The organism is Geoglobus acetivorans (genome assembly GCF_000789255.1).
In the GTDB taxonomy this organism is placed as follows: domain Archaea; phylum Halobacteriota; class Archaeoglobi; order Archaeoglobales; family Archaeoglobaceae; genus Geoglobus; species Geoglobus acetivorans_B.
This window is the reverse complement of record NZ_CP009552.1, coordinates 323346-348455: the sequence shown is the minus strand read 5'-3', so window position 1 is coordinate 348455 and position 25110 is coordinate 323346. Positions and strand designations below refer to the sequence as shown.

The 25110-nt window shown below is 45.5% G+C and carries 31 protein-coding genes; 17 read left to right on the top strand and 14 right to left on the bottom strand.

Features of this window, described 5'->3' with window-relative positions; genetic code table 11:
• Positions 1–4: 4 nt before the first annotated feature.
• Both GACE_RS02070 and GACE_RS02065 read right to left on the bottom strand, forming a co-directional pair.
• Entirely contained in the window at positions 5–1144 is a 1140-nt protein-coding gene (locus GACE_RS02070) for an MFS transporter (protein WP_048090782.1), read from the bottom strand.
• Positions 1145–1180: 36 nt separating this feature from the next.
• A complete protein-coding gene (locus GACE_RS02065) occupies positions 1181–1657 on the bottom strand; it encodes a multiprotein bridging factor aMBF1 (RefSeq protein ID WP_048090780.1) in 477 nt (158 codons plus the stop codon).
• 117 nt (positions 1658–1774) lie between these two features.
• Here GACE_RS02065 and GACE_RS02060 point away from each other — a divergent pair, with 117 nt between their 5' ends.
• From GACE_RS02060 to GACE_RS02040, 5 genes are all read left to right on the top strand, one after another.
• The gene (locus GACE_RS02060; protein WP_202962742.1) at positions 1775–2983 is read left to right on the top strand and encodes a proteasome-activating nucleotidase; all 1209 of its coding nucleotides are present in this window, start codon (positions 1775–1777) and stop codon (positions 2981–2983) included.
• A gap of 72 nt (positions 2984–3055) precedes the next feature.
• Positions 3056–4807, top strand: a complete 1752-nt coding sequence (locus GACE_RS02055) for a putative nucleotidyltransferase substrate binding domain-containing protein (RefSeq protein WP_048090774.1) — start codon at positions 3056–3058, stop codon at positions 4805–4807.
• Complete coding sequence (locus GACE_RS02050) at positions 4804–5424, top strand: 3'-5' exonuclease (protein ID WP_048090771.1); 621 nt, start codon at positions 4804–4806, stop codon at positions 5422–5424. Before GACE_RS02055 ends, GACE_RS02050 begins: the two co-directional genes overlap by 4 nt.
• Positions 5425–5554: 130 nt before the next feature.
• A complete protein-coding gene (locus tag GACE_RS02045; protein WP_048090769.1) occupies positions 5555–5785 on the top strand; it encodes a hypothetical protein in 231 nt (76 codons plus the stop codon).
• On the top strand, positions 5785–7383 hold the full coding sequence (locus tag GACE_RS02040; protein WP_048090767.1) for a sodium:solute symporter family protein: 1599 nt from the start codon (positions 5785–5787) through the stop codon (positions 7381–7383). The genes GACE_RS02045 and GACE_RS02040 overlap by 1 nt, the downstream gene beginning before the upstream one ends.
• Before the next feature lie 15 nt (positions 7384–7398).
• On the opposite strand, the gene GACE_RS02035 is transcribed toward GACE_RS02040, so the two are convergent.
• The 3 genes from GACE_RS02035 to cobS are packed head-to-tail and all read right to left on the bottom strand — an operon-like array spanning position 7399 to position 9262.
• Complete coding sequence (locus GACE_RS02035) at positions 7399–8049, bottom strand: protein-L-isoaspartate O-methyltransferase (protein ID WP_048090762.1); 651 nt, start codon at positions 8047–8049, stop codon at positions 7399–7401.
• A complete protein-coding gene (locus GACE_RS02030; RefSeq protein ID WP_158413789.1) occupies positions 8013–8513 on the bottom strand; it encodes an NTP transferase domain-containing protein in 501 nt (166 codons plus the stop codon). Before GACE_RS02030 ends, GACE_RS02035 begins: the two co-directional genes overlap by 37 nt.
• Before the next feature lie 23 nt (positions 8514–8536).
• Positions 8537–9262: an adenosylcobinamide-GDP ribazoletransferase gene (gene cobS, locus GACE_RS02025; RefSeq protein WP_052400180.1), complete on the bottom strand. Its 726-nt coding sequence runs from the start codon at positions 9260–9262 to the stop codon at positions 8537–8539.
• A gap of 55 nt (positions 9263–9317) precedes the next feature.
• Here cobS and GACE_RS02020 point away from each other — a divergent pair, with 55 nt between their 5' ends.
• From GACE_RS02020 to GACE_RS02005, 4 genes are read left to right on the top strand one after another with little or no spacing between them, the layout of a single operon-like run.
• Positions 9318–9527 (top strand): winged helix-turn-helix domain-containing protein, encoded by a 210-nt coding sequence (locus GACE_RS02020; RefSeq protein ID WP_048090757.1) that lies wholly within the window; start codon positions 9318–9320, stop codon positions 9525–9527.
• Positions 9524–10669: a radical SAM protein gene (locus GACE_RS02015; RefSeq protein WP_048090752.1), complete on the top strand. Its 1146-nt coding sequence runs from the start codon at positions 9524–9526 to the stop codon at positions 10667–10669. The genes GACE_RS02020 and GACE_RS02015 overlap by 4 nt, the downstream gene beginning before the upstream one ends.
• Positions 10666–11199, top strand: a complete 534-nt coding sequence (locus tag GACE_RS02010) for an ASCH domain-containing protein (RefSeq protein WP_048090749.1) — start codon at positions 10666–10668, stop codon at positions 11197–11199. Before GACE_RS02015 ends, GACE_RS02010 begins: the two co-directional genes overlap by 4 nt.
• Before the next feature lie 34 nt (positions 11200–11233).
• A complete protein-coding gene (locus tag GACE_RS02005) occupies positions 11234–11887 on the top strand; it encodes an adenylate kinase (protein ID WP_048090747.1) in 654 nt (217 codons plus the stop codon).
• On the opposite strand, the gene GACE_RS02000 is transcribed toward GACE_RS02005, so the two are convergent.
• Together GACE_RS02000 and GACE_RS01995 are read right to left on the bottom strand one after the other, a co-directional pair.
• Positions 11877–12584 carry an alpha/beta hydrolase family protein gene (locus GACE_RS02000; protein WP_048090745.1) on the bottom strand — a complete coding sequence of 236 codons (708 nt, stop codon included), beginning with the start codon at positions 12582–12584 and terminating at the stop codon, positions 11877–11879. The two genes, GACE_RS02005 and GACE_RS02000, sit on opposite strands and share 11 nt — an antisense overlap.
• Positions 12581–12943, bottom strand: a complete 363-nt coding sequence (locus GACE_RS01995; protein WP_048090743.1) for an ArsR family transcriptional regulator — start codon at positions 12941–12943, stop codon at positions 12581–12583. Before GACE_RS01995 ends, GACE_RS02000 begins: the two co-directional genes overlap by 4 nt.
• Positions 12944–13061: 118 nt before the next feature.
• Between GACE_RS01995 and pyrH the strand changes: the two genes are divergently transcribed.
• Positions 13062–13721, top strand: coding sequence for a UMP kinase (gene pyrH / locus GACE_RS01990; protein WP_048090740.1), 660 nt, complete (start codon positions 13062–13064; stop codon positions 13719–13721).
• On the opposite strand, the gene GACE_RS01985 is transcribed toward pyrH, so the two are convergent.
• The gene (locus GACE_RS01985) at positions 13711–14688 is read right to left on the bottom strand and encodes a hypothetical protein (protein ID WP_048090736.1); all 978 of its coding nucleotides are present in this window, start codon (positions 14686–14688) and stop codon (positions 13711–13713) included. The two genes, pyrH and GACE_RS01985, sit on opposite strands and share 11 nt — an antisense overlap.
• A 51-nt stretch (positions 14689–14739) precedes the next feature.
• Here GACE_RS01985 and GACE_RS01980 point away from each other — a divergent pair, with 51 nt between their 5' ends.
• From GACE_RS01980 to GACE_RS01955, 6 genes are read left to right on the top strand one after another with little or no spacing between them, the layout of a single operon-like run.
• A complete protein-coding gene (locus GACE_RS01980) occupies positions 14740–15837 on the top strand; it encodes a DUF362 domain-containing protein (RefSeq protein WP_048090733.1) in 1098 nt (365 codons plus the stop codon).
• Positions 15815–16570 (top strand): HesA/MoeB/ThiF family protein, encoded by a 756-nt coding sequence (locus tag GACE_RS01975; RefSeq protein ID WP_048090731.1) that lies wholly within the window; start codon positions 15815–15817, stop codon positions 16568–16570. The genes GACE_RS01980 and GACE_RS01975 overlap by 23 nt, the downstream gene beginning before the upstream one ends.
• Positions 16571–16593: 23 nt before the next feature.
• A complete protein-coding gene (locus tag GACE_RS01970) occupies positions 16594–16998 on the top strand; it encodes a GIY-YIG nuclease family protein (protein WP_048090729.1) in 405 nt (134 codons plus the stop codon).
• Positions 16985–17392: a translation initiation factor IF-2 subunit beta gene (locus GACE_RS01965; RefSeq protein ID WP_048090726.1), complete on the top strand. Its 408-nt coding sequence runs from the start codon at positions 16985–16987 to the stop codon at positions 17390–17392. The genes GACE_RS01970 and GACE_RS01965 overlap by 14 nt, the downstream gene beginning before the upstream one ends.
• The gene (locus GACE_RS01960; RefSeq protein ID WP_048090724.1) at positions 17389–17685 is read left to right on the top strand and encodes a DUF424 domain-containing protein; all 297 of its coding nucleotides are present in this window, start codon (positions 17389–17391) and stop codon (positions 17683–17685) included. The genes GACE_RS01965 and GACE_RS01960 overlap by 4 nt, the downstream gene beginning before the upstream one ends.
• Positions 17655–19001 carry an RsmB/NOP family class I SAM-dependent RNA methyltransferase gene (locus GACE_RS01955; protein WP_048090722.1) on the top strand — a complete coding sequence of 449 codons (1347 nt, stop codon included), beginning with the start codon at positions 17655–17657 and terminating at the stop codon, positions 18999–19001. The genes GACE_RS01960 and GACE_RS01955 overlap by 31 nt, the downstream gene beginning before the upstream one ends.
• On the opposite strand, the gene GACE_RS01950 is transcribed toward GACE_RS01955, so the two are convergent.
• A complete protein-coding gene (locus GACE_RS01950) occupies positions 18998–20038 on the bottom strand; it encodes a hypothetical protein (RefSeq protein WP_048090719.1) in 1041 nt (346 codons plus the stop codon). The two genes, GACE_RS01955 and GACE_RS01950, sit on opposite strands and share 4 nt — an antisense overlap.
• A 123-nt stretch (positions 20039–20161) precedes the next feature.
• Here GACE_RS01950 and GACE_RS01945 point away from each other — a divergent pair, with 123 nt between their 5' ends.
• A complete protein-coding gene (locus GACE_RS01945; protein ID WP_048090716.1) occupies positions 20162–20608 on the top strand; it encodes an adenylyltransferase/cytidyltransferase family protein in 447 nt (148 codons plus the stop codon).
• Here the strand turns inward: GACE_RS01945 and GACE_RS01940 are convergent.
• The 5 genes from GACE_RS01940 to GACE_RS01920 are packed head-to-tail and all read right to left on the bottom strand — an operon-like array spanning position 20565 to position 25109.
• The gene (locus tag GACE_RS01940; protein WP_148305895.1) at positions 20565–20789 is read right to left on the bottom strand and encodes a KEOPS complex subunit Pcc1; all 225 of its coding nucleotides are present in this window, start codon (positions 20787–20789) and stop codon (positions 20565–20567) included. The genes GACE_RS01945 and GACE_RS01940 overlap by 44 nt on opposite strands.
• Positions 20765–22069 (bottom strand): DHHA1 domain-containing protein, encoded by a 1305-nt coding sequence (locus GACE_RS01935; RefSeq protein WP_048090711.1) that lies wholly within the window; start codon positions 22067–22069, stop codon positions 20765–20767. The genes GACE_RS01940 and GACE_RS01935 overlap by 25 nt, the downstream gene beginning before the upstream one ends.
• 40 nt (positions 22070–22109) lie before the next feature.
• Positions 22110–23111, bottom strand: a complete 1002-nt coding sequence (mer, locus tag GACE_RS01930) for a 5,10-methylenetetrahydromethanopterin reductase (RefSeq protein ID WP_048090709.1) — start codon at positions 23109–23111, stop codon at positions 22110–22112.
• Positions 23112–23155: 44 nt separating this feature from the next.
• Positions 23156–23905, bottom strand: coding sequence for a DUF6834 family protein (locus tag GACE_RS01925; protein ID WP_048090707.1), 750 nt, complete (start codon positions 23903–23905; stop codon positions 23156–23158).
• Between the two features lie 55 nt (positions 23906–23960).
• Entirely contained in the window at positions 23961–25109 is a 1149-nt protein-coding gene (locus GACE_RS01920) for a heme-copper oxidase family protein (protein ID WP_048090705.1), read from the bottom strand.
• Position 25110: the final 1 nt, after the last annotated feature.

The window sequence follows — 25110 nt, the reverse complement described above, 5'->3', positions numbered from 1 at the left end:
TCGCCTACGTCTTCCTCACGACTATGCCACCAGCGATCCCAAGTGTACCTGCAAGTGCAAGGGGCAATACAAAATCACCTGTCAAGTCAGCAAGAAATCCAGCGACACCCGGCCCGAACATCTGCCCAATCCCAAAAAACAGAGTTACGAACCCGATTGCTGCCGAAGCAGAATTTTTACCCGCAATATCACCACAGTAAGCCTGGACGAGTGGGGGTATTGCGAGCATCGAGAGACCTGCCATCAGGGTCGAGATTAGGAAAAGCCCCAGGCTGGAAGCAAGTGCAAAGACAAGAAACGCAGAACCCATCAACAGATACACGGCAGAAATTGCCTGTTTTCTGCCAATCCTGTCCGATATTCTTCCCCAGGTAATGGCACTCAAAATTGACAGAATTCCGACGATAGCCCAGAGATGCCCTGCGACCTCATAATCTATTCCGTTTTTGATGATGTGGGACGTGTAGAATGTCACGAATATTATGTATGACGCCCCAAAGAAAACATACGATATCCCAAGCACTATGAGTGGCCTGTGCCTGTAAACATCACCACTTTTCACCTTCACTTCCGGAACAAAGTCAGAAGGTACCTCTTTCAAAGGTAACAGCATCAGCAGAACAAAAAGTGATATCGCTGAGAGAAACACCCATCCTGCATTCCATCCATAGGAGAGGACAACGTAAGGTATCGTTGCCCCCGCAAAGATGATGCCCCAGCTTGATCCAGAATTGATTACGCCGAGAGCGAATCCCCTGCTCCGCTCATCAAACCATTTCGCCATTAAACCCACCAGTCCAACATTCACACCAGCAGACCCTGCCCCGGTTAGAAACCTGTAAAGCCCTGCATCCACAAAACCTCGCGAAAGCGAAGTGAGATACAGAGATGCGACAATAATTGCCATAGACCCAAGAACCACCCTCTTGGAACCATACCTGGTTGCCAGAATGCCCACAACAGGTGAAAAAATAACGTACCCGAAAAAGTTGAGGGATGCGATTGAACCCATTTCAGTATAACCAAGTTCAAGTCCAGCCCTCATGGGTTCAAGAATGACCGTGTATGCAAATCTCGCAAGCCCGAGTCCAACAAAAATTCCGAGAAGCCCGGAAATGAGAACCAAGATTTCCTCTCTTTTCACAACCTAAACTTAATTAAAAATAATTTAAAAATTTTTTCAGCCCTGCTTTTTCTTTTTCTTTATGACAACAACATCGCCAAGTGTCGGAACGAGTTTTCTCTGACTCTCGATCTTCACTTCCTGAACCTTCTCTCTGAGCTTTACATCAAACAGCCTTTCCAGCTTCTCCACAACTTCCGGTTCAGGGGTTATTTCTGCATTCTCTATCTTCCGTATTAGTGATTCCTTTTCCTGAATTTTCCTGGCAAGCTCTTCCTGACTCCAGCCCCTCTTCTGCCTTTCTCGCTTTATTATCTCGTTGTAGTTCTCAACAAGCTCCTCAGTAAACACTATTGGTCTTGAGGGTCTGCTTCTTTCTTTCCTGACCACCCTCACAGTACCGTGCTGTGATGACGATGATATGTCCTCAACTCCGTATTCCTTGCATGAAGCACACACTCTTAATTCTGTTCCCTCAACGACAATCCTGAAAGTTCTGCCCCTAATCTCCTTCCCGCAGATCTCACACTCCATTGCTATCCCCTGCCAAATTTCCAATAAGTTAAAATACTTGAAGTTATATAACTTTAATCGGAGACCCCCGGAAAACGGGTCAAAAAAAGAATAGGGAAGAGAAATATGACAGGCGATATGGTAGAATCTCCAGCCGGGAACGAGGATGTCATGCTCAAGTTAAGATTACTCGAGAGAGAGTATGAAAGGCTTAAAGAACTTTACAAAAGACTTGAAGATGAGAAGAGATATGTAGAATCAGAAAGAATTAGGTTCGAAAGAGAAGTTAGAAGGCTTAGAAGCGAAATTGAAAGATTAAGATCACCACCTCTCCTTGTTGGTACCGTTTCAGATGTGCTGGACGATGGACGGGTTGTCGTAAAAAGCTCTACGGGACCAAAATTCCTTGTAAATGTTTCACAGTATGTAGATCTTTCAGAACTGAAACCCGGAGCAAGGGTTGCAATGCATCAGCAAACCCTCGCAATAATAAGCATACTTCCCACCCCGAAAGACCCTATGGTCTATGGATTCGAAGTTGAAGAGAAACCCGAGGTTACATACAGCGATATCGGTGGGCTTGACAGGCAGATCGATGAAGTGAGAGAAGCTGTTGAGCTACCCCTGCTGAAGCCAGAGGTGTTCGCTGAAATCGGAATTGAACCACCGAAAGGTGTACTGCTTTACGGTCCACCTGGCACAGGAAAAACGCTCATCGCAAAGGCAGTGGCAACTGAAACAAATGCCACATTCATCAGAGTCGTCGGCAGTGAACTCGTTCAGAAATACATCGGAGAGGGTGCAAGACTTGTTAGGGAGGTCTTCGACCTCGCAAGAGAAAAGGCCCCGACAATACTCTTCATTGACGAAATAGACGCAATAGCCGCAAGAAGAACCAACAGCGATACCAGCGGTGACAGGGAAGTACAGAGGACATTAATGCAGCTTCTGGCTGAAATGGATGGCTTTGATCCAAGAGGAGATGTGAAAATCATCGGTGCAACAAACAGAATTGACATACTGGATCCAGCAATACTCAGACCTGGCAGATTTGACAGAATAATCGAGATACCGCTTCCAAACCCAGAGGGTAGAGAACAGATCTTCAGGATACACTCAAGAAAGATGAGACTCGCAGATGACGTGGACTTCAGCAGACTTGCAGAGATGACAGAAGGTGCAAGCGGTGCAGATATAAAGGCCATCGTGACAGAGGCAGGCATGTTCGCAATAAAACAGGAAAGAGCGAGAGTAACAATGGCTGACTTTGAGAGAGCAGTCGATAAGGTCCTGAAGAAGGACAACAAACCAGTAAGCTTTGAAGCAAAAGGTGTAATGTTTATCTGAGGCCGGGGGTCTCCCCCAGCTATTTTGGAAATATTTTAAAAACATTTATCATGAATTATATCCGGTGAGCCGATGATACCACCCAAAGAGCTGCTGAAGAAGACCCCTCCATTCAGCTATCTGACAGAAGACGAAATTGACGAGATCATAAATTCCATGGAAATAAACGCATTTGAAGAAGGGGAAACAATAATCCCGAAAAATACTGTTCCAGGTCAAATATTCTACATTTACACTGGCAGAGTCCTCATCAAAAATGACCATGAAGAGATCCTGTCTTCAGGAGAGCTGTTTCCAATCTCAACCATAATGTCAGAAAATGACTATTTTGACGCCGATGCTGTGGCCATAGAGGACACGGTGTGCTACATATTCGAAAAACAGCTGATTAAAAAGGTTGCTTTCAAAAATAGCAGATTTAAAAAGTTCTTTGAGGTCTTCAGAGAGAAAAAGTTCAGTGAGCTTGCATTCGATAAGGCAATAGAAGAAGTATTCCTCAAACCGGTCTCAGTCCTCATTTCCAGACCTCCGGTAACCTGCTATCCAAGTTATTCTGTAAAAGATGCAGCAGAAGTTATGCTGAAGAACAGAGTGGGGAGCGTTGTGGTTACAGGGGGAGGAAAACTGTCAGGAATATTCACAGACACTGATCTGAAGAGAGCGGTTTCTCAAAAAGACATAGATGCACCTGTTTCAGACTACATGACACAGAACCTCATAACTTCTGAGATTGAAGACCCAGTTTTTGAAGCGTACGTAAAAATGATGGAAAACGGAATCACACATCTCGTAATCACCAGAAACGGAAATCTTGAAGGGGTAATTTCAATAAAGGATATTCTGTCAATATTCGAACCATTCGCAAAAATTGTAAGGCTTTACGCCGAGATGAGAAGGGCCAAGGACTTTGCAGAAATGAAAGAGATATTCGGTGAGGTGAAAAGAGAGATCAAGGTGCTTGCGTTAAGAGGCCTTTCATTCAAGGACCTCTCCAGAATGATAAGCTCGATCTATGACTGGACGTACGTCAAGGTTCTTGTCGAGCTGTCAGAGGAATTTTCCCTGAAGAAAAGCTTTTCGTGGATAAACATGGGAAGCAGTGGAAGGAGAGAGCAGATAATCGCCACAGACCAGGATAACGCAGTTATAACCGAAAACGGTTTGCCTGAAGATTTTCTGGAGGACGTGAACGACGCCCTCGATTATATAGGAATCCCGAAATGCAGGGCAGGATACATGGCAGTTAAATGGCACTACACCATTGATGAATGGAAAAAAATGTTTTCAGAATGGTTTTCCAACACGACACCAAAAAACCTGCGACTTCTGACAGTTTTCCTGGACATGAGACACATGTTTGGTGATAAAAAACTGTACGACGAGCTTTTTGACCACATACTTGAAATCAAAAACAAACAGACAATGAGGTTTCTCGCCCTCGATGCGGTGGCTCTTGAACCACCCATAGGGTTTTTCGGAATAAAAGATCTCGAAAAAGGCATAGACCTGAAAAAACATGCGATATATCCTATTGTGAACGCCGTGAGGGTCTTTGCCATAGATAACAACATACAGGAACCGAATACTCTTGCCCGCATTTCTCACCTGATAGATGTTTTCGGAGAGAGCCGGGCAGAGGAGCTTAAAGAATCATTCGAATACATCCAGAATCTGAGGCTGAAACACCAGATTAAATCCGGAGATAACGTGATAAAATACGACGAGCTTGAGAAACTCGATGTGGCTATCCTGAGAGAGAGTCTCAAAATAATAAAGAATTTCCAGAAATTTGTAAAAAGCTATTACGGAGTTGACAGGATTTGAGAGAGGAAAAATTCGTGGTGGTTGATGTTGAAACCACAGGACTGAACATGAAAAAGGACAGAATAATCAGCATAGCGATGATTCCAATGGACGGTCTCAGAATACAGATGAACGACGTGTTTACGGCATACATAAGACCGGAAAACGTAGATGATCTGAGCATAGCCTCCGCCAAATACCACGGAATTATCCCGAAGGATATTGAGGATGCCCCAGATTTCTGCTCATTATCCCACAAAATTGAAGAGATGCTGCAGGAGAGAATAGTTGTCGGGCATGGAATCACGATTGATATAGAATTCCTGGAAAAAGAATTCAAAAACTGCGGTAAACACGTAAAAATAGAAAGATTTCTGGATATCGCCATGATGGAGAGAGTCATAGGCGAAATTTTTGGAGAAAGGCCGAAAAACGAAGACCTCACACTTGAAGCTCTCGCAAGAAAATACAACGTCGAAATGAATTACAGGCACAGCGCTCTTGCGGATGCACTAATCGAAGCACACATATTCCAGATTCAAGTTATGCGGCTTATAAAATACGGAATAAACACATTTGAAGCCCTGAATTCATTTATACAGAGAGTCGGACTGGACAAAGGAAGTTTCACATTTTGAAGATTACGGGTGGAAATCATTAAGAATTAAACAGCTCGTTTTCCATTCATTTAATAATTTTTTGCTAAGTAATGATAAATTGCGAAAAATTTATATTCTTAATTATTTTCAATTGACGTAAGGTGATAGAATGCCATGGCCTCCAAAAGCGTTTTGGATAGGTGTAGTGCTGATGTATGGCTACACATTCCTGATGTGGGCCATAGAAGCGATGACAGGGCTGAACCATGTATGGATCGGACCAGTGCTTGCTCCGACGATATACGCCGGGGTAATAGAGACGATGATAATGCCACCGCTTGTGGCGTTCATATACTTCTACCTGGCGGAGAGGTCTGAAAAGGCGAGAGGTGGTGGCTGATGGACCCAACGGTTGTAGGTATTGCAGCTTTGTATTTCATAGCAACCATAGGCATCGGTTGGTGGAGCAGAAAGATGCTGAAGAGCGCTACAGACTATTATGTGGCAGGAAGACAGATAGGCAGCTTTGTCAATGGGCTTGCACTGACATCGACGTATCTAAGCCCGGCTTCAATGCTCGGTTTGCCTGCCTTTGTCTTCATCCTCGGTTATCCGTTCTGGTGGGCAATGGCAGCAATCATACTGGGTATGGGTCTTGCCACGTTCATAACAGCAGCACCTCTCAGAAAATACGCTCCAACAAGCTTTGCAGATTACTATGCAGACAGGTACGGAGATGACAGGCTGAGATGGCTGATTGCCATAATTGCTGCATTCGGGGCAATACTGTACATCACGCTTTCGATAATCGGAATGGCGCTTTTCCTCCTGGCAATTCTTAAAGTGAAGTACATCTACGGCGTCATCATCGGTACGGTAATCGTCATGCTGTACGTTATATGGGGAGGAATGATCGCCACATCATGGAACTCAGCATTTCAGGCAGCATTGATGACCATAGCGTCGGTCATTGCAGGAATTGCCCTCGTGATGAAGTTTGGCGGTCTCGAGATGTTTCATCAGACGGTTCTTCAGAGCAAACCAACATTTTTCAACAGTCCCGCAGATCCGAAACCACCACACCCGTTTACAGGAACATGGATCGGACTCGCAGGTTGGTTCTTCGTCTGGCACTTCGGATTTGCCGTAATGCCATACACGGTCGTGAGGTTTTTCACAGCAATGGACATCAGAACGGCAAGAAGGAGTGTCTTCTGGGCTGCACTTTTCGGAGGTATATTCTACATCGGCCTTGAACTTATCGGTGCTGGAGCAAAAGCGGCAATTGAAATGTACCATCCACTGGCTCAGGAAGCGGGCAACAATGCGCTGAAAGTAATGGCACTTATCCAGCAGCAGTACGGTGTGGGAACGCCTCTCGACTATTCACTGATAGCGGCAGTTGAAGCGCTTGGAAACCCGTTCGTTCTCGGTGTGCTTGCAGCAGGAGGTCTTGCCATTGCAATGTCAACAGCAGCAGGATGGGCGATGGTCGTCAACACTCTGTTCACAAGAGACATCTTCGGCCTGCAGCTGAAAAGCAGATACGTACAGGAGAAGCCGATCACCGTTGCAAGAATTGTTTCAGCAGTATTCCTGCTCGTGAGCATGCTGCTGGCAATCAACCCACCAGCACTGATCCTTGATCTCTCAGGACTGGCATTCATTGCGCTCATAGCATCACTCGGCCCCGGACTCATACTCGGTCTCTGGTGGCCAAGAGCAACGAAAACCGCAATGTGGACGACCGCAATAGTGATGTTCTTCCTTCACATGTTCGCATGGCTCTACGCAAAGAATGTGCTTGGACATCATGCATGGTTCTTCCTGAACCAGGTACTCTTCGGCGACAACAAGGCAGCATGGCTCGTAACACCGCATCAGGTCTGGGCAGTTCCGGTGGGATTCCTGCTGTTCATCATAGTGTCCCTCCTGACGAAGCCCACTGAAGAAGAGAGGGTGAGAAAGTACTGCTACGAGCTTGTCGAGGAAGCTTAAAATTTTTTACATTTTTTATTCTCTGAAGCCATTTTCTCCAACAAGCGGAACGAATCTCACCGCCCCCCAGTTTCTTGTTTTAATCTGGCCATATTCATCCCTGTCAACCACATACAGGTGCTGAATAAAATCACCCACAGGAATAACCATCCTCCCACCGTTTTTCAGCTGCATCAAAAGCTTTGCTGGAATTCTTGGAGCTGAGGCAGTAACATATATTTTATCGTACGGTGCCTCAGGCTCATAGCCGATGCTTCCATCCCCCACAACGACCTTCACATTGGTGTAGCCAAGAGCTTCCAGTGTTTTCCTCGCCATATCTGCAAGCTCCGGAATTCGCTCCACGCTTATGACAGCACCGTTCTCACCCACAATTCTGGAGACCACTGCAGCATGGTATCCGCTTCCGGCTCCAACCTCGAGGACCTTATCACCCTCTTCCAGGTCAAGAAGCTCACACATTATTGCAACCATGTGGGGTGCACTTATTGTCTGACCGTGCCCAATGAGGAGAGGATAATCATTGTACGCCTCGCCTCTTACTTCAGGAGGGACAAAAAGATGCCTCGGTACCTCAAGCATAGCTCTGGCAACTTTTTCAGATAAACCAATCTCTTTTTTCAGCCGTTCTACCAGTCTTTTTCTCTTTTCAGAGTACTCATCCATAACGCTCTCTCCACGTCAGCAGGGGTATCAATATTGATTACAGTGCTCTCATCCAATATTATCTTTTCTTCCTCCTGCTCGCCAAAAATGGGATCGAAAACGTTAATGCCCACATGCCTCCCATTCGGATACACAGTGGTCAGTGCAGGTGTGTCCACAGCAAAGTAATGGGAAAGCACCCTGTCTACTATCCCCCCCACAACATAATACAGATCAGAATTGAGAGTCAGCACGGGGTGAGTTAACCCGTACTCTGCGAGAGCTTTCTGAACGTCCCGCATGTATCCAGTTCCGTCACCCCGAAATACCTCAAATCCTCTGTCCATCAGATACCTCTCAGTTTTCTCGGTAAACCTCGACGTTACAAAAATGGCTTCAAGTCCAGCCCGTTCAACTTCATTCACAGCCATGTCTATTAGCCGGACTCCATTGATTGATAGCATGGGCTTCTCAACATAACCCATTCTGCTTCCCTTTCCCCCGCACATTACAATTGCAGTGAGGCCCAGACTATCACCACCGAAAGGAGGATCAGGCAGTTCAGCGCACCCACCATATCTCCGTTGATCCCACCGTACCGTCTCCTCAAATATTTCTGAAACAGCACAAGAAGAACAGCATAAACCATGAGAGAAACAACAACGGACAGAAGGTCGAACAGCATCAGAATTCCAGAGATGAACAGTGTCAAAACGTAGGAAATCCAGTCCCGCCTTTTCCTGTTTCTGGTAAATTCAGATACCATGCCTTCCCACAGTGGCTTTTCTGAAAGCATAAGGTGGAGCATACCCTGCTTTGCAAGAACCTGGCCAAGAACCATGGAAAGCAAATACGTTTTGAAGTCCATCTGTCCAAACAGAGCAATTAAAAAAACAGCATATGATGCAACGGCGATCACGCCACCCGTACCGATATTCAGGTCTTTCAGAGCTTTAATTTTTTTCTCGGGTGGAGCGAAAAGGGAGTCAAAGAAATCCGCGAGCCCATCAATGTGATTGACCCCCTCAATCCCGGCATAAACAATAAAGGCCAGCATACCGAGATTGAGCATAAAAAGAGGAAAGCCCATCACACCCACAAGCACTCCGATGATAGCGCCGATTACTGGCATTATATACAGATTATTCGTGAGATCTTCAAAATCACCTCCCATACGCAGTGTCGTGAAAAAACTCAGACCTGCCCTCAGCGCATCCACATAAACTCTTTCCACTTACGATTAAAATCCTTGCGCAAGAGTTTAATAAATCGAAAGCGTCAATAAGAGTATGCTTTCAGGAAACATGCTCAGAGTGCTGGCACTGCTTGAACACGGAGATATGGATTTCACCTCAATAAAAAAATCAGTCCGAATCTCCGAAAAAATGCTTGAAAGCGTTATTGCAAGACTTGTGGAGCAGAATTTTATTAACAAAGAGGGAGAAACATACAGACTTACTGAAAAGGGCTTTGAAGTGCTGAAAAAGCAGAAAGCATGATAGCCGAGTACGAAGCGAATGGAGAAAAGGTCTTTCTGCTAAGAAGGATTATAGAAATAAGAATAGAAAAATCAATTTACGAAAAACTGAGCAGAAAATACTCGAAGGAAGAAATAATACAGTACTCTGACGAAAAGAGGGTGATACACCATACAACAAAACGGAACCTTTACTACATCTCCGCACAGCTGGGAGTGCCTCTGCTGGGACATGCTGCATTTGGAATAATAGACAGAGGAACAAACCTCCTCCAGATACGACCGATAACGGGGTGCAATCTCAACTGCATTTTCTGCAGTGTTGACGAGGGCAGGGGGACCAGAACCAAAGCCAACGACTACATAATCGATCCGGATTATCTTGCTGAATGGTATTCGAAGATCGCCGGATTCAAGGGAGAGGGTGTTGAAGCACATATCGATGGGCAGGCAGAACCGTTACTGTATCCATATTTCACAGAACTAGTGGAAAAACTCAGATCATTCAGGGAAACCGAAGTCATCTCGGTTCAGACGAATGGAACACTTCTGGGTGAGAAGACAATCGACAGTCTTGAAGGAAAAATTGACAGGGTGAATCTCAGCATAAGCACGCTTGACGAAGAGAGAGCCAGAAAAATTTACGGTGTGAGATATCCGGTGGAAAAGGTCAAAAACGTTGCTGAGATGATTGCAAACAGCAAAATAGACCTCCTCATTGCACCGGTATGGGTTCCAAGGGTCAATGATGAAGATATCGAAAAAATAATTGAATTCGCCCTGGACATTGGTGCAGGCAAGAAGTGGCCCCCTCTCGGTATACAGAAGTACATACCTTACAGAGGGGGGCGAAAACTCAGACACGTGATGTCTTTCAGAACGTTCTACGACAGACTGCGGAAATGGGAGGAGGAATACGGGGTAAAACTCGTCCTAAGCCCGAAGGACTTCGGAATAGAGAAGAGAAAAAGATACCCGTCAGAGGTCAAAAAAGGGCAGGTATACACGGGAAAAATCATAATGGATGGCAGGAATTTTGGTGAGAAAATTGCCGTGGTTAAGGATAGAGTGGTTACGGTGATAACAGACAGGCCGGTAGGAGAGCACGTTAAATTCAGAATAATCAGGTCGAAGGACGGAATATACTTAGGGGAGGAGATATGAAACATCTGGAATTCAAGGGAAAGTTTGCCGAGAAGCTGTTAAAGGGTGAGAAAACGTCCACAATCAGAAAGAGAGTCTACGTAAAACCTGAAGAACTTGTTTACGTGCATAGCGGAGGAAAGATTATCGGAAAAGCAAGAATAAAGAACATAAGGCAGATCAGCTTCAGCGAAATTGATGATGAAATTGCCAGAAAGGAGGGGTTTTCAAGCGCAGATGAGCTTCTTCAAGAGCTGAAACAGTACTACTCTCAGGAAGAGAATCTGTATCTCATAGAATTTGAGTTTACGCCCTTCGAAACCCCGGTAAATCCTGCAGAACTGTACTACAAAAATTCAGATTTAATGGAGATTGCGAAAAAAGCGTTAAAGAGTGATGGGCTGAACGACAAGGAAAAGAAAGTAATCGAACTATTTCTCAGGACAGGAAGCATAAGAAAAACTGCCCTCAGGTTAGGGGGACTCTGGAAGAGGGGAGAGGTGAGGGATGTGCTGAGAAAAGCCTGCACCATAATTAACGAACAAAAATGAGAAACTTTTAATAAATTCACTTCAAGATCACACCATGAACCTTATTCTTCTCGGACCTCCGGGAGCCGGAAAGGGAACGCAGGCAAAAAGAATCGTTGAAAAATATGGCATTCCCCAGATATCAACGGGAGATATGCTGAGAGATGCGGTTGCAAAAGGTACAGAGCTCGGCAAAAAAGCGAAAGAATACATGGACAAGGGAGAGCTCGTTCCTGATGAGGTTGTCATCGGCATTGTGAAAGAAAGGTTGATGCAGCCTGACTGTGAGAGCGGATTCATTCTGGACGGTTTTCCAAGAACAATAAACCAGGCAGAAGCACTTGATGACATTCTCGACGAGATGAACAGAAGGATAGACGCTGTGATAAACATTGCAGTACCCGATGAAGAGATCCTGAAAAGAATCGTCTACAGAAGGATCTGCAAGGAATGCGGAGCGGTGTACAATCTGATATACAGTCCACCAAAAGTGGATGGGAAGTGCGATAAATGTGGAGGAGACCTCTATCAGAGGGACGACGATAAAGAAGAGACAGTAAAAGAAAGGCTGAGAGTGTACAGAGAGCAGACTGCCCCACTCATAGATTATTATTCAAGAAAGGGATCACTCAAGAACGTCGACGGAACGAAGAATATTGAAGAAGTGTGGAACCAGATAGTGGAATTGCTCGAGAGCATTAAAGAGTGATGCGCTCCACAGATTCCCCCTCTCTTTTTTCCACAATCCAGGAATACACCACTTCGAGAACCTTTCTGTGCTTCCTGAGAAAATGGTCCCCGTTTTTCACATTAACGAATTTTTTAGGCCTTTTAGCATGCCTGAAAAGTTTCGCACCCTCTTCAAAAGGCACAATTTCATCGTGTTCACCATGAACCACAAGAACGTTCCTTTTCGGAATGGAATTTTCGGGTGCGAGAATCTCAAATTCTTCTCTGAATTTTTTCTTGAATGATTCCAGACTCTCAAGTCCTCTGAGTGTTCTTTTAAGAATTGCGTTGGAATAGATATCCTCAAGGAGTCCGTCTTCGAATATTCTGGCACTGAATGGCGAGGCAATTATGCTGTAAGTGTCTGCGTTATCAATACCGTATGCAATGGCGCCCCCCATGCTGAAGCCCACAAGGTGCACCCTTTCAAAATTGTCCACAAGATTTTCAAGATCTTCCTGCCAGGATAACAGGCTGAAGTCACCTTTACTCTTCCCGGTCCCGGAAAAATCAAAAACAACTGCAGCTATTCCCCTTTTTGAAAAAAATTCTGCCATCAAATCGTAACTCTTGTCAATAGCAGAACCCTGCTCATAAGGCAGTCCGTGGCAGATTATAACCGCCTCATCGACATTCAGCCTGACATGGTTCCTCCCCAGCATCAAATCCAGTTTCATTTAAGCCCCACCAGCTCTTCAAGCTCCTCAAGCTCGCTTTCAAGTTTTTTAAGCTCCTCTCTCTTCTTTTCAACGAGCTCCTTAACGATATCCTTTATATCGAGACTGAGCTTGTAACTCTTGAGCGGTCTACCTTTACCTTTTCTCTTGATTTCCTTCTCCTTGATCCACCCGAGGTTCTTGAGTTCCTTCATTGCAAGACTGACTTCAGGCTGCCTCAGATTAGCCTCACGTTCAATATCCCTCGAAATTGTTTCTCCAACCTTTGAAAGATAAACCACGACTCTGGCAATATTCCTGTTTAAGCCTGCTTCAGCTAAGAGCTCCACAAGCCTTTCATCCTTATCGGATAACTCCATAATATCACCTCATTATTATTTTCCATGATGATATAAATATTTTACTATTTATTGTTTTATTCAAAACACTCCAGTATACTCGAAATGTTTTTCTACCCGTCAGGACAAAGGAGAAGGGATGAAAGTTCTTGCTCTTGGAGGTTCAATTCTTTTCGGAGACTTCAAAACCAGCAAAATTTCGGAGTTCGCAGACGTGGTTAACGAATTCGACGGTAAGCTTGTCATAGTTGTAGGCGGTGGAAAACTGGCAAGAAGATACATAGAGATTGCAAGAGATCTGGGAGCAAATGAGACCCTGTGCGATATGATAGGCATTGATGTCACCAGAGTGAATGCAAGGGTTTTCTCCGCATCCCTACGTGATGCGTCAAGCAAGATTCCACATTCTCCCGAAGAAGTGGAAATCCTCCTCAGGACGTGCAAAAAGGTTGTCATGGGCGGCACTTTTCCAGGGCACACGACCGACGCCACGGCGGCCATTGTGGCGGAATTCTTAGGAGCGGAAGAGCTTTTAATCGCTACTTCGGTGGACGGTGTTTACAGTTCAGACCCAAACAGGAATCCTCAGGCCCAGAGATATGAAAGGCTTACATCATCAGAGCTTGTCGAAATCGTCTCCAGAAGCGAAATCAACGCAGGAAGCAGCAGCGTTGTCGATTTGCTTGCGGCCAAGATAATTCAGAGAAGCAGGATTAACGCAAGGGTTTTTCTGGGAACTCCTGAAAACCTGAAGAAGGCGTTAAAAGGAGAAAAAATTGGAACTGAGATTATTCCTTGATCTCCCATCCACCTGTGTCCTCTTCCTCTTCTTCGCCCTCTTCCCCTTTCTTTGAAAACCTGGAATACGCAAGTATTGCAACTCCTGCCCCGATAAGGGCAACTCCTGCCAGCAATGTGGTATTCACACCGGAGCTGTCGGAATTCCCGGGCTGTGCAGTACCTGTCGGAGAGACCTGGGTCTGGTCAACTTCTGCCTGGAGCTGGAATACGCTGCCGGATGAGACGTTATCAGTTCTGTAGACCCTGTAAACGACTCCTTCTGAGTTAGTAATGGTGTTTTCCTGAACAAAGTTCTCTGGAAGCTGAACTTTGATGAACTCAGGCGAGATTACTCTCAACACTTTTGCAGGGTGATCCACGATCAGGACCGGGTCAGCACCGGTAAAGTACATGAATGCAAGAGTGAATGTTCCGTTGGGCTGAACCGTGAGATTCTCAATTTCTATGTAGTCTTCACCCTGAGTGACATTCTCAAAATAAACACCAGACTGTGCAAGTGTTTGCTGGTCCACGAAAAGATGGTCCACACCCTCAGGCAGTTTCTTTGTGAAGTTTCCGGAGAAGTACTTATTGCCGGTATTTCTGAGGTTAAGAACCTCCATTACCACGAAGAAGCCATTGCTGTTATCATAATTCAGTATGTAGTGTATATTGTCTGCCTCAATAACTGATACATCGTCAGTTTTTTCAAAGTTCACAGTCAGGGATTCGGTTTCAGGAATTACAATGTTGGCAGTATACCTGAGGTCTTTGTAATCCACTATCACATGGTATGTTCCATTTTCAAGATTGTCGATTAGCAGAGTGCTGTTCTGGACAGTAAATTCCTTGGAGACATTCTGATTCTCGAGGGAAATAAGCCTGACAGTTACGTTTCCACCGTCATACCCTTCAAGCATTATCTCGAAAGCTCCAGCCACTGAAACCAGGGCGAGTATAACCATTACGGCAGCCAATCCTTTCATATTACCTCATTTTTCGAAAGATATTTAATATTTTGCAATAGATGTCAAACTATGTCAAAAGTGTTTTTCACCCCTGCAGATGTTGAAATAACAGACCCAACAAGGTGGTATCAGCCCGATAAAAGTCTGGTCTCACGGCTTGAAAGATTGATTGAAGAAAGCAGTATTCTGGATAACATCGACAAAGGAGATATTGTAGCCGTTAAAACCCATTTCGGAGACAGAGGTACAACGAAAATGCTCAGATCACTTTTTGTGAGAAAGGTCGTTGAGAAAATTAAAGAGAAGAAAGCAAAAATCTATGTAACCGAGACAACAGGGCTTGGCCTGACAAGAGACAGGACCACGGCCATAGGCAGAATTGAGATTGCCGAAGAGAATGGATTCACATCCCAGACTGTCGGAGCACCGATAATTATCGCAGACGGGTTGAGAGGTTTTGATGCGATCAGGGTTAGACAGAATGCCAGGCACCTGAAGGAAGTGCATGTTGCGAGGGCCATAGCCGAGACAGATTTTGTCGTTGCAGTTACTCACTTCAAACTCCACATGAGAGGAGGAGTTGGAGGAAGTTTGAAGAACATCGGTGTTGGGTGCGTGACGAAAACGACAAAGTTTGACATACACCTGCCATCCCCGCCAGAGATCGATAAGGAAAAGTGCACGGAATGTGACAGATGCGTCGAAATCTGTCCCTTTGATGCCATTGAAAATTATTCAATCGACCTCGACAAATGTCTGAAATGCCTGGGATGCGCGGAGGTGTGCGAGGAAAGGGCAATAAAGCTCGGTCCCTGGCTTGATGGGGATGACATTGCCGAAAGAATAGTTGAGGCGGCCAAAGCAGTGATCGATACCGTGGGAAAAGGGAATTTCGCATTTCTGAATTTTGCAATTGACATAACTCCACACTGCGACTGCCACCCCTACAGTGCCCCACCCCAGGTGTCAGACATAGGCGTTTACGCCTCGAACGACATAGTCTCCATCGACACGGCAAGTCTAGATGCCTACAAAAAGGAAAGCCTGACCTCCAAAGCGCTCATAAAGGAAAAATTCTGGAGCTGGACTTCTCCCGAAAGACTGGTTGAGTATGCCGAAGAACTCGGACTAGGTAGCAGAAGATATGAACTGGAAGAGATACCATAGACAGATAATAATCCCATTTTTTGGAGAAGAGGGGCAAAAGAGGCTTGAAAAAGCAAGAGTAATCGTCATTGGGGCCGGAGGATTAGGCAGTCCGGTAATCACATACCTTGCGGCTGCCGGTGTTGGCAGAATAGGCGTCGTTGATCACGACAAGGTTGAGGTAACGAACCTAAACAGGCAGACAATCCACGCAGGTAGGACAGGAGAGAACAAAGCAATATCCGCCGTAAAATACATACACCAGCTCAATCCAGAGATTGAAGCTGTAGCGTATCCGTTCATGCTATCCCCAGACAATATTCTCGAAATTTTCAGAGACTGGGACGTTGTGGTTTCGTGTGTGGATTCGATGAGGCTGAGATACCTCATAAACGATGCATGCTTCCTGCTCAAAAAACCCATGATCCATGCAGCCGTCTTTGAGACCGAAGGAGAGGCCATAACATTCACATATCAAAATGGAAGCCCGTGCTACAGGTGCATCTACCCAAGAGCAATTGAGCATGAAACTCCTGGAATTTTCGGATTCACCGCCGGTTTCTTCGGTACTATTCAGGCTGCCGAGACGATAAAACTGCTATCGGAGTTTGGGGACATCCTTGAGGGAAGAATGATCAGAGTAGATCTGGCATCCATGGAGTGGTACGAGATAAAGGTTAGACAGAGAGATAACTGTGAGCTTTGCAGTGGAAAAATTAGGGAAATCAATCCAGAGAGATACGGTCATATATAAATACTGGCAGCAATTTTCAAAACATGTATTTTGTGATATTCAGACTTGACGAAGACAAAGAAATCGAGGTCGGCAGGCTTGGCAGAATAAAGTTCAGAAAGGGGTATTACATTTACACTGGCTCTGCAAAAAGAGGCTTCTCCAAGAGGGTGAAAAGACACTTTTCCAGGAAAAAGAAGCTGAGATGGCATGTTGATTATCTCAGTGTAAATGCAAGAGCTATTGAGGCATACAGATGTCTGGCTGACGAACACAGGCTTGCTGAGCTTGCATCAAGCTCCATGGAAGGAATAAAAGGTTTTGGTAGCTCAGACTGCAAATGCTATTCACACCTTTACTATTCAGAGAGCTACCCTGAAGAGTTTGTCGAACAGGCGAAAAAACTTAATTATGTGCTTGCAGAGAGGTTGGATTATGAAGAGTTATGATGAACTGCTTGAAAGGGCTTACGCTCTCCTCCCGGAAAAGGTCACCAGCAGAGATAGGTTTGAAATTCCGAGAGTGAGTGTTCAGAAAGAGGGTAGCAGAACAATCGTAAAGAATTTCGGGTCAATAGCCAAAATGATAAACAGAAGTGAGGAGCATCTTTACAAATATCTTGTAAGATCACTCGGAACCGCAGGTGTTGTTGAGTCCGGAAGGCTCATTCTTCAGGGAAAATTCTCGGAAAGAGAGGTGCAGAAGGAAATCGATGATTATGTCAAAACATACGTCATCTGCAAGGAATGTGGAGCGCCAGACACCGAGTTCGTAAGAGAGGAGAGGGTGCTCTTCGTCAAATGCCTTGCCTGCGGTGCAAAACATTCCGTTAAGGGGTTATGAAATACAGAATGAAGGTGTACAGAGTCAAAGGCGAAGTGCTTGTTGCAGTGTGTGATGAGGAACTGATTGGCAGGGATTTCAGAGAGGGTGAGCTGAAAATCGAAATCAGAGAAGAATTTTACGGTGAAAAAAGTTACGAGGAGAGCGAAGTGAAGAAAATGCTCAGACAGGCCACAATCGCCAACATCTCAGGAGAGAGGGCCGTGAAGCTCGCAATCAGCATGGGAATCGTGGATGAAAACAGAGTTTTGAAGATAGGAGAATGCTGGCACGCACAGATGGTGGTAATGTAGTCCCTACCCAAAAACTTGCGGCAGAAGTACTTCAACTGCTCGAGGAGAACACGATTTCAGAGAAATCGGCTCTCAGAGAGTACTTCAGAGATAAGAACCTGGACTACAGGATCAGAGGGAGCGTCCACGCCTACGTTTTTGAAGTTGCAAAGAGAAGGAACTATATAGATTTCATCCTGCAAAATTCCCTCGGATTCAGGAATCTCGGCAGCGTAAACCCGTTTATAAGGAATTTACTCAGAATTGCAATTTATGAGATGTTCTTCAAGGGTGTGCATCCGGCCCTCGCAACAGACAGTGCTGTAAGGATTGCCAAGGAAATCAGCCCGAAAGCAGCAGGTTTTGTTAACGCAATACTCAGAAACGCCGAAAAACTTGACGTCGAAAGCGAGCTTAGAAAAATCAGAAATAGAAGCAGGAGAAAGTATCTCGCTCTGAAGTATTTTCATCCGGAATGGTATATAAAATTCGCCGAAAAAACACTTCCGGATTATGAAAACCTTCTCATCGCAAACCTCAATCAGACACTCTATGTCAGGGCAAACACCATAAGGATATCTCCAGAAAATCTGTGGAAGGTGCTTGAAGGTCAGGGGGTGAACCTGGAGGAGACTGTTCTGCCAGAGGTCTTCAGGGTCGTGAGCTACAAAAAACCCCTGACCCTGCTTGATGGATACGACAGAGATTTTGTTCTCCAGGACCTCGGTTCAGCTCTTGTGAGCCATGCACTATCTCCCGAGCCTGGAGATGTTGTGGTTGACCTTGCCGCCGCACCGGGATCAAAGACGAGTCACATTTCCGCAATGATGGAGAACAGGGGGAAGATTATTGCTGTCGATAACTCAAAAGAAAGGGTCGAGAGAATGCGCCTGAGAATGAAAAAACTCGGCATAAAAAATGTTGAAATTCATGTGGAAGATGGATCAAAATTCAAGGCTCAGGCTGACAAGGTTCTGCTTGACGCCCCATGCTCATCCACAGGCTCGGTAAGAGGCTACCCGTACGTGAAGTGGAGATACGATGCAAAGAAGTTCCAGTCTCTCCTCAGACTTCAGAGAAAAATGCTCACAAACGCACTGAGAATTGGTGATGAAGTCGTTTACTCCACCTGCAGCATAACATTTGAAGAGAATGAGGGTAACCTGCTTAAACTAAGGGGGCTGTTCAGCATATACGCCCTCAACCTGCCGATTGGCGTTTCAGGAATAGGAAAATACGGGAAAAAAACATTCCCCGACGCAGACAGGGTTGTGAGACTCTACCCACATCTGCACGACACTTCAGGATTTTTCATATCCAGGTTGAGGAAAATCTAACTTTTGAACGTTTGAACCAGCCTTTTTCCGATCATGTATGCTGTCCGGTAAAAGCTTATCGAGCTTTCCGGATTGACAGCCTCGAACGCCTCCTCTACCGGGAGACAGACGGTCGTACAGGCAGGATTTTTCGTAAACCTGAAACCATCCTCAACATTGAAATCAGGGATTGGAATTACGAGAGGATATACGCCCGTAATCTCCTTGCATTTTCTGAAGCCCTGGAGTGCCGGGGTCTGTATGCATTCGTCAGCAGTCTCAAACACAGCCTCAATCTGGACGAATTTGGGCAGAAGAATTCCCGGCAGAAGGTAAAAAAGCTCCGAATAGTACGTGGATGTTGCTGGCATGACCAGACCCTCTGCAGCAAGCTCAATCAGATCTCCGAATTTCAGAGTCTCGTTCTCTGACCGATACATCTCGCCATTGAACTCGAATTTCTTCCTTACAAGGACGTCATTCCGAGACGTGAGAACAAAGACTGTCCTGAACACCCTGCCAGCATCCTTCCGTTCCAGAGTTTCCAGAGAACATTTAACAAAGGTCGAAAAAAAGGCTGAAATGTCCCATGAATCGGAGCTGTACCCGAGATTTTCAACAAAGTCTATATGAACCCGGTAAGCCTTTTTTAAATTATCCAGAGAGCCAATATCCTCAATAACCTGATGATTCAGGAAGCGGTCAGCCAGGAAATACTTCCTCAAAATCCATCTTCTGCCATCGTTTATTACAAATTTTGGCCTCACAAGACTGTATTTGAACGGATTTCTCGTTGTAAACCCATCCTTCAGATAAGTAAGGTCAAATCTCTCCATGCCATAAAGCCTCGCGAGGATTTCACCCACAAGGTTCTCGAAATTTGGCGTCAGAAACTGCCTCCAGAAACCCACGCCAGACAGTTCAGGCAGGCAATCATCCACGTCAAACCCGAATCGATTGAGCAGGTATTTTCTGGCTCTGTAATATGCTCTATCTCTCGACTCCAGCTCCCTCCTCAGATGGTTGATGTTCCTGAGATATTCAAAGACGAACACCATTGAAATTAACCCATCAGGATTTAAACAATTTTCCATTGGATGTAAAACACGGCAATCGGGCCATGAGAACACAGGTCGCAGAACAGCAAAACAGTTATAAGCCCATCCGGACCTCCTGACTGGATGAAAAAGGTGGTGGCAACAGGAACTTTTGACATCATTCACCCGGGGCACATAAGATTTCTCGAAGAGGCCAGAAAGCTTGGCGATTATCTCGTGGTTATTGTTGCAAGGGAGCGGAATGTCAAACATAAGCCGAAACCGATCATTCCCGAAGAACAGAGAGTGCGAGTTGTTGAAGCCCTGAAACCCGTTGATATGGCAATTCTCGGCGATGAAGAAGATATCTTCAAACCGATTGAGGAGTTGAGACCTGACGTGATCGCACTTGGGCATGATCAGCATTTTAATGAGGCATGGCTCAGAGACGAGCTGAAAAAACGGGGCATCAATGCAGAAGTCGTTAGGATACCCATTAGAGAGGAATGTGAGCTTTGCAGCACTGCAAAAATCGTGGAAAGAATTCTCAAAATCGCTCCAGAGCGTTTAAAGCAGATGAAGAGGCTTTGATATTCATGAAAAAGTCCTCAACCGCATTTATCAAGGCACCTATTTTATGAGTTTTAACCTCAACCACAAGCCTGCCATCCTCATACTGGCTTTTCGCCCACTCGAGGTCGTCAGGCATCAGGGCTTTTGAGATAATTTCCGGATGTCCCTCATCGATCACGAGCTTAACTGAGAACAGCACAGCCGATCCACCTCCCTGATGAAGTCATCAACGGCATCATCGCTGATGTTTGCACCGGCAGCAACCACGTGTCCTCCCCCTCTGCCCCCGACTTTCTCTGCCGCAACCCTCATAATCTCGGCAAGATCGAGCTTCTCCGCTATTTTCTGATTAGACCTTGCCGAGACCTTTACCCTGCCATCTTTCTTTATATTTACCGCAATAAATGGCCTGTCCGCAAACAGATATCTTGAAAAAACTGACGCTATCGGTCCTGTGGAGGTGCCATTTTCCATGACAAGATAGCGTATGCATTCTCCTTCCTGAACCTCATGCCTTCTTCTCTCGATTTCCTCATGAATCCCCTCTGTGAACTCCCTCCACAGCTCAAATCCCTTATCCAGAAAGCTTTCATCCCTCAGACAGATCGCCAGACCTATTGCATTCGCTGCCTTTCTGCCAGTGGCATTCACGACCTCGCTCATCATCACGGCGTTCTGTATGAGTTCGGCTTTCAGATAAAATCTCATCCCGGTAAAGTCCTCAACAACACCAGGATAGGAATTCATTTTCAGGATTCTCAGAACTATTCCGTTGGCGAGTTTTCTTTCCTCGTCCCGTGATAGTTCGTCAAATTCCTTTTCACCATCAATGCCAACCTGGCTCAGGAATTCCTCAAGCTCATCCTCCTTTGAATAGAAATCAAGGAAAGGCTCAAGACTTAACCTGAGAACATCTCTGATTTTCCCTGAAATCATCCTCAGACCTTCTTTTTGCTCGATATAGCCCTCCTTAACACCCTCACCAATGATTTCAGCATTTCCTCCGGAAATCTTTTGTTTGTCGCCTATGATACCAACCAGAGCTACAGATGACAGATCTGTGTTATCTCCAAGCTCTTTTGCAAAAACGTATGCTGTTCCACTTGCGGACAGCTCATAGGATCCATCAATTCCTGCAAGATGCGGATTTATGTGAGCAAATTCCTTTTTTGGCTCAATTCTTCCAACAGGAAAGTGGTGATCAACAACAACCACATCTGCATCGATGTCGGAGATAATATCAGGATAACCGCTCCCCATGTCGGCAAAAATAATGAGGTCGTCGTCAACATCAATCTTTTCGTTCAGCCCGCTTAAAAAGGACAGATGAAAGGCCTTACCCATTCTGTAGAGTGCAGCAGAGATTACGGCCCCGGCTGAAATGCCATCAGCATCATAATGGGTATATATTCTCGCAAAATCATGCCCTTCCAGAATTTTTGCAGCTTTTCTTGCCTCAACTCTCAGCATTTCAAACATTGTGCTTAGACGGAAGAAAAGAAATAAAAAAATTGCTGAGTCACTCTTTGAAAGCGGGAATTATCTCTTTTCCAATAAGCTTTATAGACTTCTTTTTATCCGGCCCTATCGGAGAGCCTGCAACAACCTGAGTAACTCCGGACTTTGAAAGCTCCCTGATCCTCTCGATTACCATGTCCGGAGAGCCGCTGATGCTGAAGCTCTCGATCATCTCATCTGTAACTGCCTTGCTGACACCAGGCCAGTCACCCTTTGTGAATGCGTTGTTCAGAGCCTCCCTAACCTTGTTCACGTCATCCATGCTTATGCCGTGCCTCTCGAAAATGACGTCCGGAGAGCCTGCAACTATGAATGCCACAACAATCTTTGCAGCATTTTTTGCCTTTTCAGCATCCTTGTCTACGCTCATTGAGGCATACGCCACTGTATCGAACTGATCCCTGCTCTTCCCAGCCTTGTCCAATCCGGCATCTATGTTTTCCCTCGCAGCCTCAAAGTCTCTCGGGTGTGAGGCGTTTATCAGCACACCATCGCCAAGCTCTGCGGCAAGCTGAAGCATCTTTGGACCCTGTGCCCCGATGTATATCGGTATGTTTCCTGCCTTGAAGTCCATCCTGGCCCCGTTGAATTTGAAAATTTCTCCATCATAATTCACAGGCTTTCCTGAATGAAGGGCCCTTATAATCTCAACCGCTTCCCTCATTCTTCTGAGGGGTTTCTTCCAGCTGATCCCGATCCTGTCGAACGTAACCTTGTCACCTGCACCGATGCCGAGAACTGCCCTTCCATTGCTCAGCTCATTTACGGTCGCTATTGCCGAGGCAGTCAGTGCGGGAGAGATGTGGTATGGGTTTGTAACACCCGGACCAAGCTTTATGCTGTTCGTTTTCAGGGCAAGAATTGTCAGCATTGAGTAGACGTTTCTGTTGTTGTAGTGGTCCGTGATCCAGGTGTATTCAAATCCGCTGTCCTCTGCGAGCTTAACATAGTATTCAAGCTCGTAGTATTTCATATTTGGCACAAACTCGATTCCAAACTTCATAAACTGGCATAATTAATAGAGTGGTATAATCTTTTCGATTTTTATCAATCAATTTCCTCAACCTGGACTCTCCAGAGGGAATTTATCTGGGTTGCAACCCTGGGATTTTTAAAGCCCTTCAGGAGGAGAAAGTCCTTCGGGTAACCGATGAACGGATCAATCGTCCTTTCCTCAACATTGACAACCCAGACCTTGAAACCTGCCTTCTTTACCCTCTCAGAATACCTTGAGAAAAACCTCAGAAATCTGGTAAGTTCGTTTTCTGTTGGAACAACGACCACATATTCCCCGCCAAAACTGGCAGCAACCCGTTCATGAATCTCCAGGTCTTCCCCCACGTCATCAATAAGGGAGTAAAACACCCCGTATTTGTACTTGCCCTTTGAATATACTCTGATCAGCCCATCATCGATTTCATAGCCTTTGAAAAACACATCCGTAACTTCTCTCATAACCTCAATCGAATCAATGAGCTTTTTTGACACCAGGTACTCACTGTACGCATTTTCCAGATTCTCCTCTGTTGGTTTGCACGTATGGATATGTCTGAAGGTGACGCCTTCAACTTTCAACTCTTCAGAGTAATGCAGACTGTTAATTGACGCGGGTACTTCGCACAGACTTTCAACCACCTCGGAAACCAGATGTTCCATCCTGGCCCTATCCACATGCCTCGACAGAAAATGTGACAGAACCGCCCTGTATGCATTCCTTTTGATCTCTTCCACAGTCGTAACCTCTCTTCCAGCCATCAGTTCAGAAACTTTCTTCAAAATCTCTCTAAGATCGTCCATTGATAAAAGTGAAGAACTGAGAGGTTTTAAAGGTTTGGCGGATTTTGTATCGCCTTCACCTCCTCTGAACCATGACCATGTCAGTTGTGAACAGCAAAAACACAGCAAACAGAACCATTCCGCCAAAGATTCTTCCTGCATCCCAGACGATCAGTAGAACGCCTACGACCGACAGCAAAAGCAGAAGGTTTGCCAGCCTTTCGTTGAAAAGATCCGCAATCATGGGAACCTGCTCCAGACCCAGCTTTGCAGAATACTTGTCCATCCATGAAATCATGGGGATTATGTGATACTCCGCACCAATGACTGTGAGAGTTACCCATCCGACAAGATACAGATGAGATACTGAATACCACCCGATGCCAAAAAGGTCTGCAAAGACACCAGCAAGACCAAAGAACAGCGCCGGAATGAAGAATTTAACGCTAATATCAAGTGGGGCAGGGGTTTCAGATTTCCTGGAAAGCGTTAGAAGAAGATTGATCACGAGAACGGTGAAGGCGAGGGAGAAGACTGCTTTTCCGAGCGAAACATAAAATTTCTCGGAGATGTGGTATCCATAAGATGTCACCAGTACTGAGAAGATGAGCATCGGAAGTGTTGCGTACGCAAGCCCTGTGCTTCTGAGTTTTCTCAGTGAAAGCATTGGGAAGAGTTCATAAAGCCCGCCAAACGTCGTGATTCCCACCCATCCAGCCATCATGATGTAGCTGTGAGCCCAGATACTGAATGACGTGATGCCTGAAAAGGCCAGTGTTGCATACAGAATTCCCGCAAGGTAAAACGCCACAGACGTTACAAAAAACGGTACTGCCGGGCTCCTGAGCCTCATGTATCTGAGCGTCACCACTATAACGACTGCAAAAGAAATCGCTCCTGCCAGGTAAAAAATCCCTGAGACAGAGAAAGGAACCGATGACAGAAAGGATGCAATGAGAAGCAGACTCCCGGCATTGACAAGATAATAGCTGAGTTCAGCCAGATTTTTAAGCTTGAGTTCCGTTCCAGTAACGGTTGGTACGAGCTGGTACATCGAACCGATAATGGTCAGGCTCACAAAACCCGCGAGCATCATGTGAGAGTGCAGGGGTCTGACTGGAAATTCCATCAATCCCAAGATACCTGCAAGAGATGATACCAGCAGGTACATTAGCCCGGTGTAGATAAACCTGAGAGGCAGGTTCTCCCAGAAGACCTTTCCCATA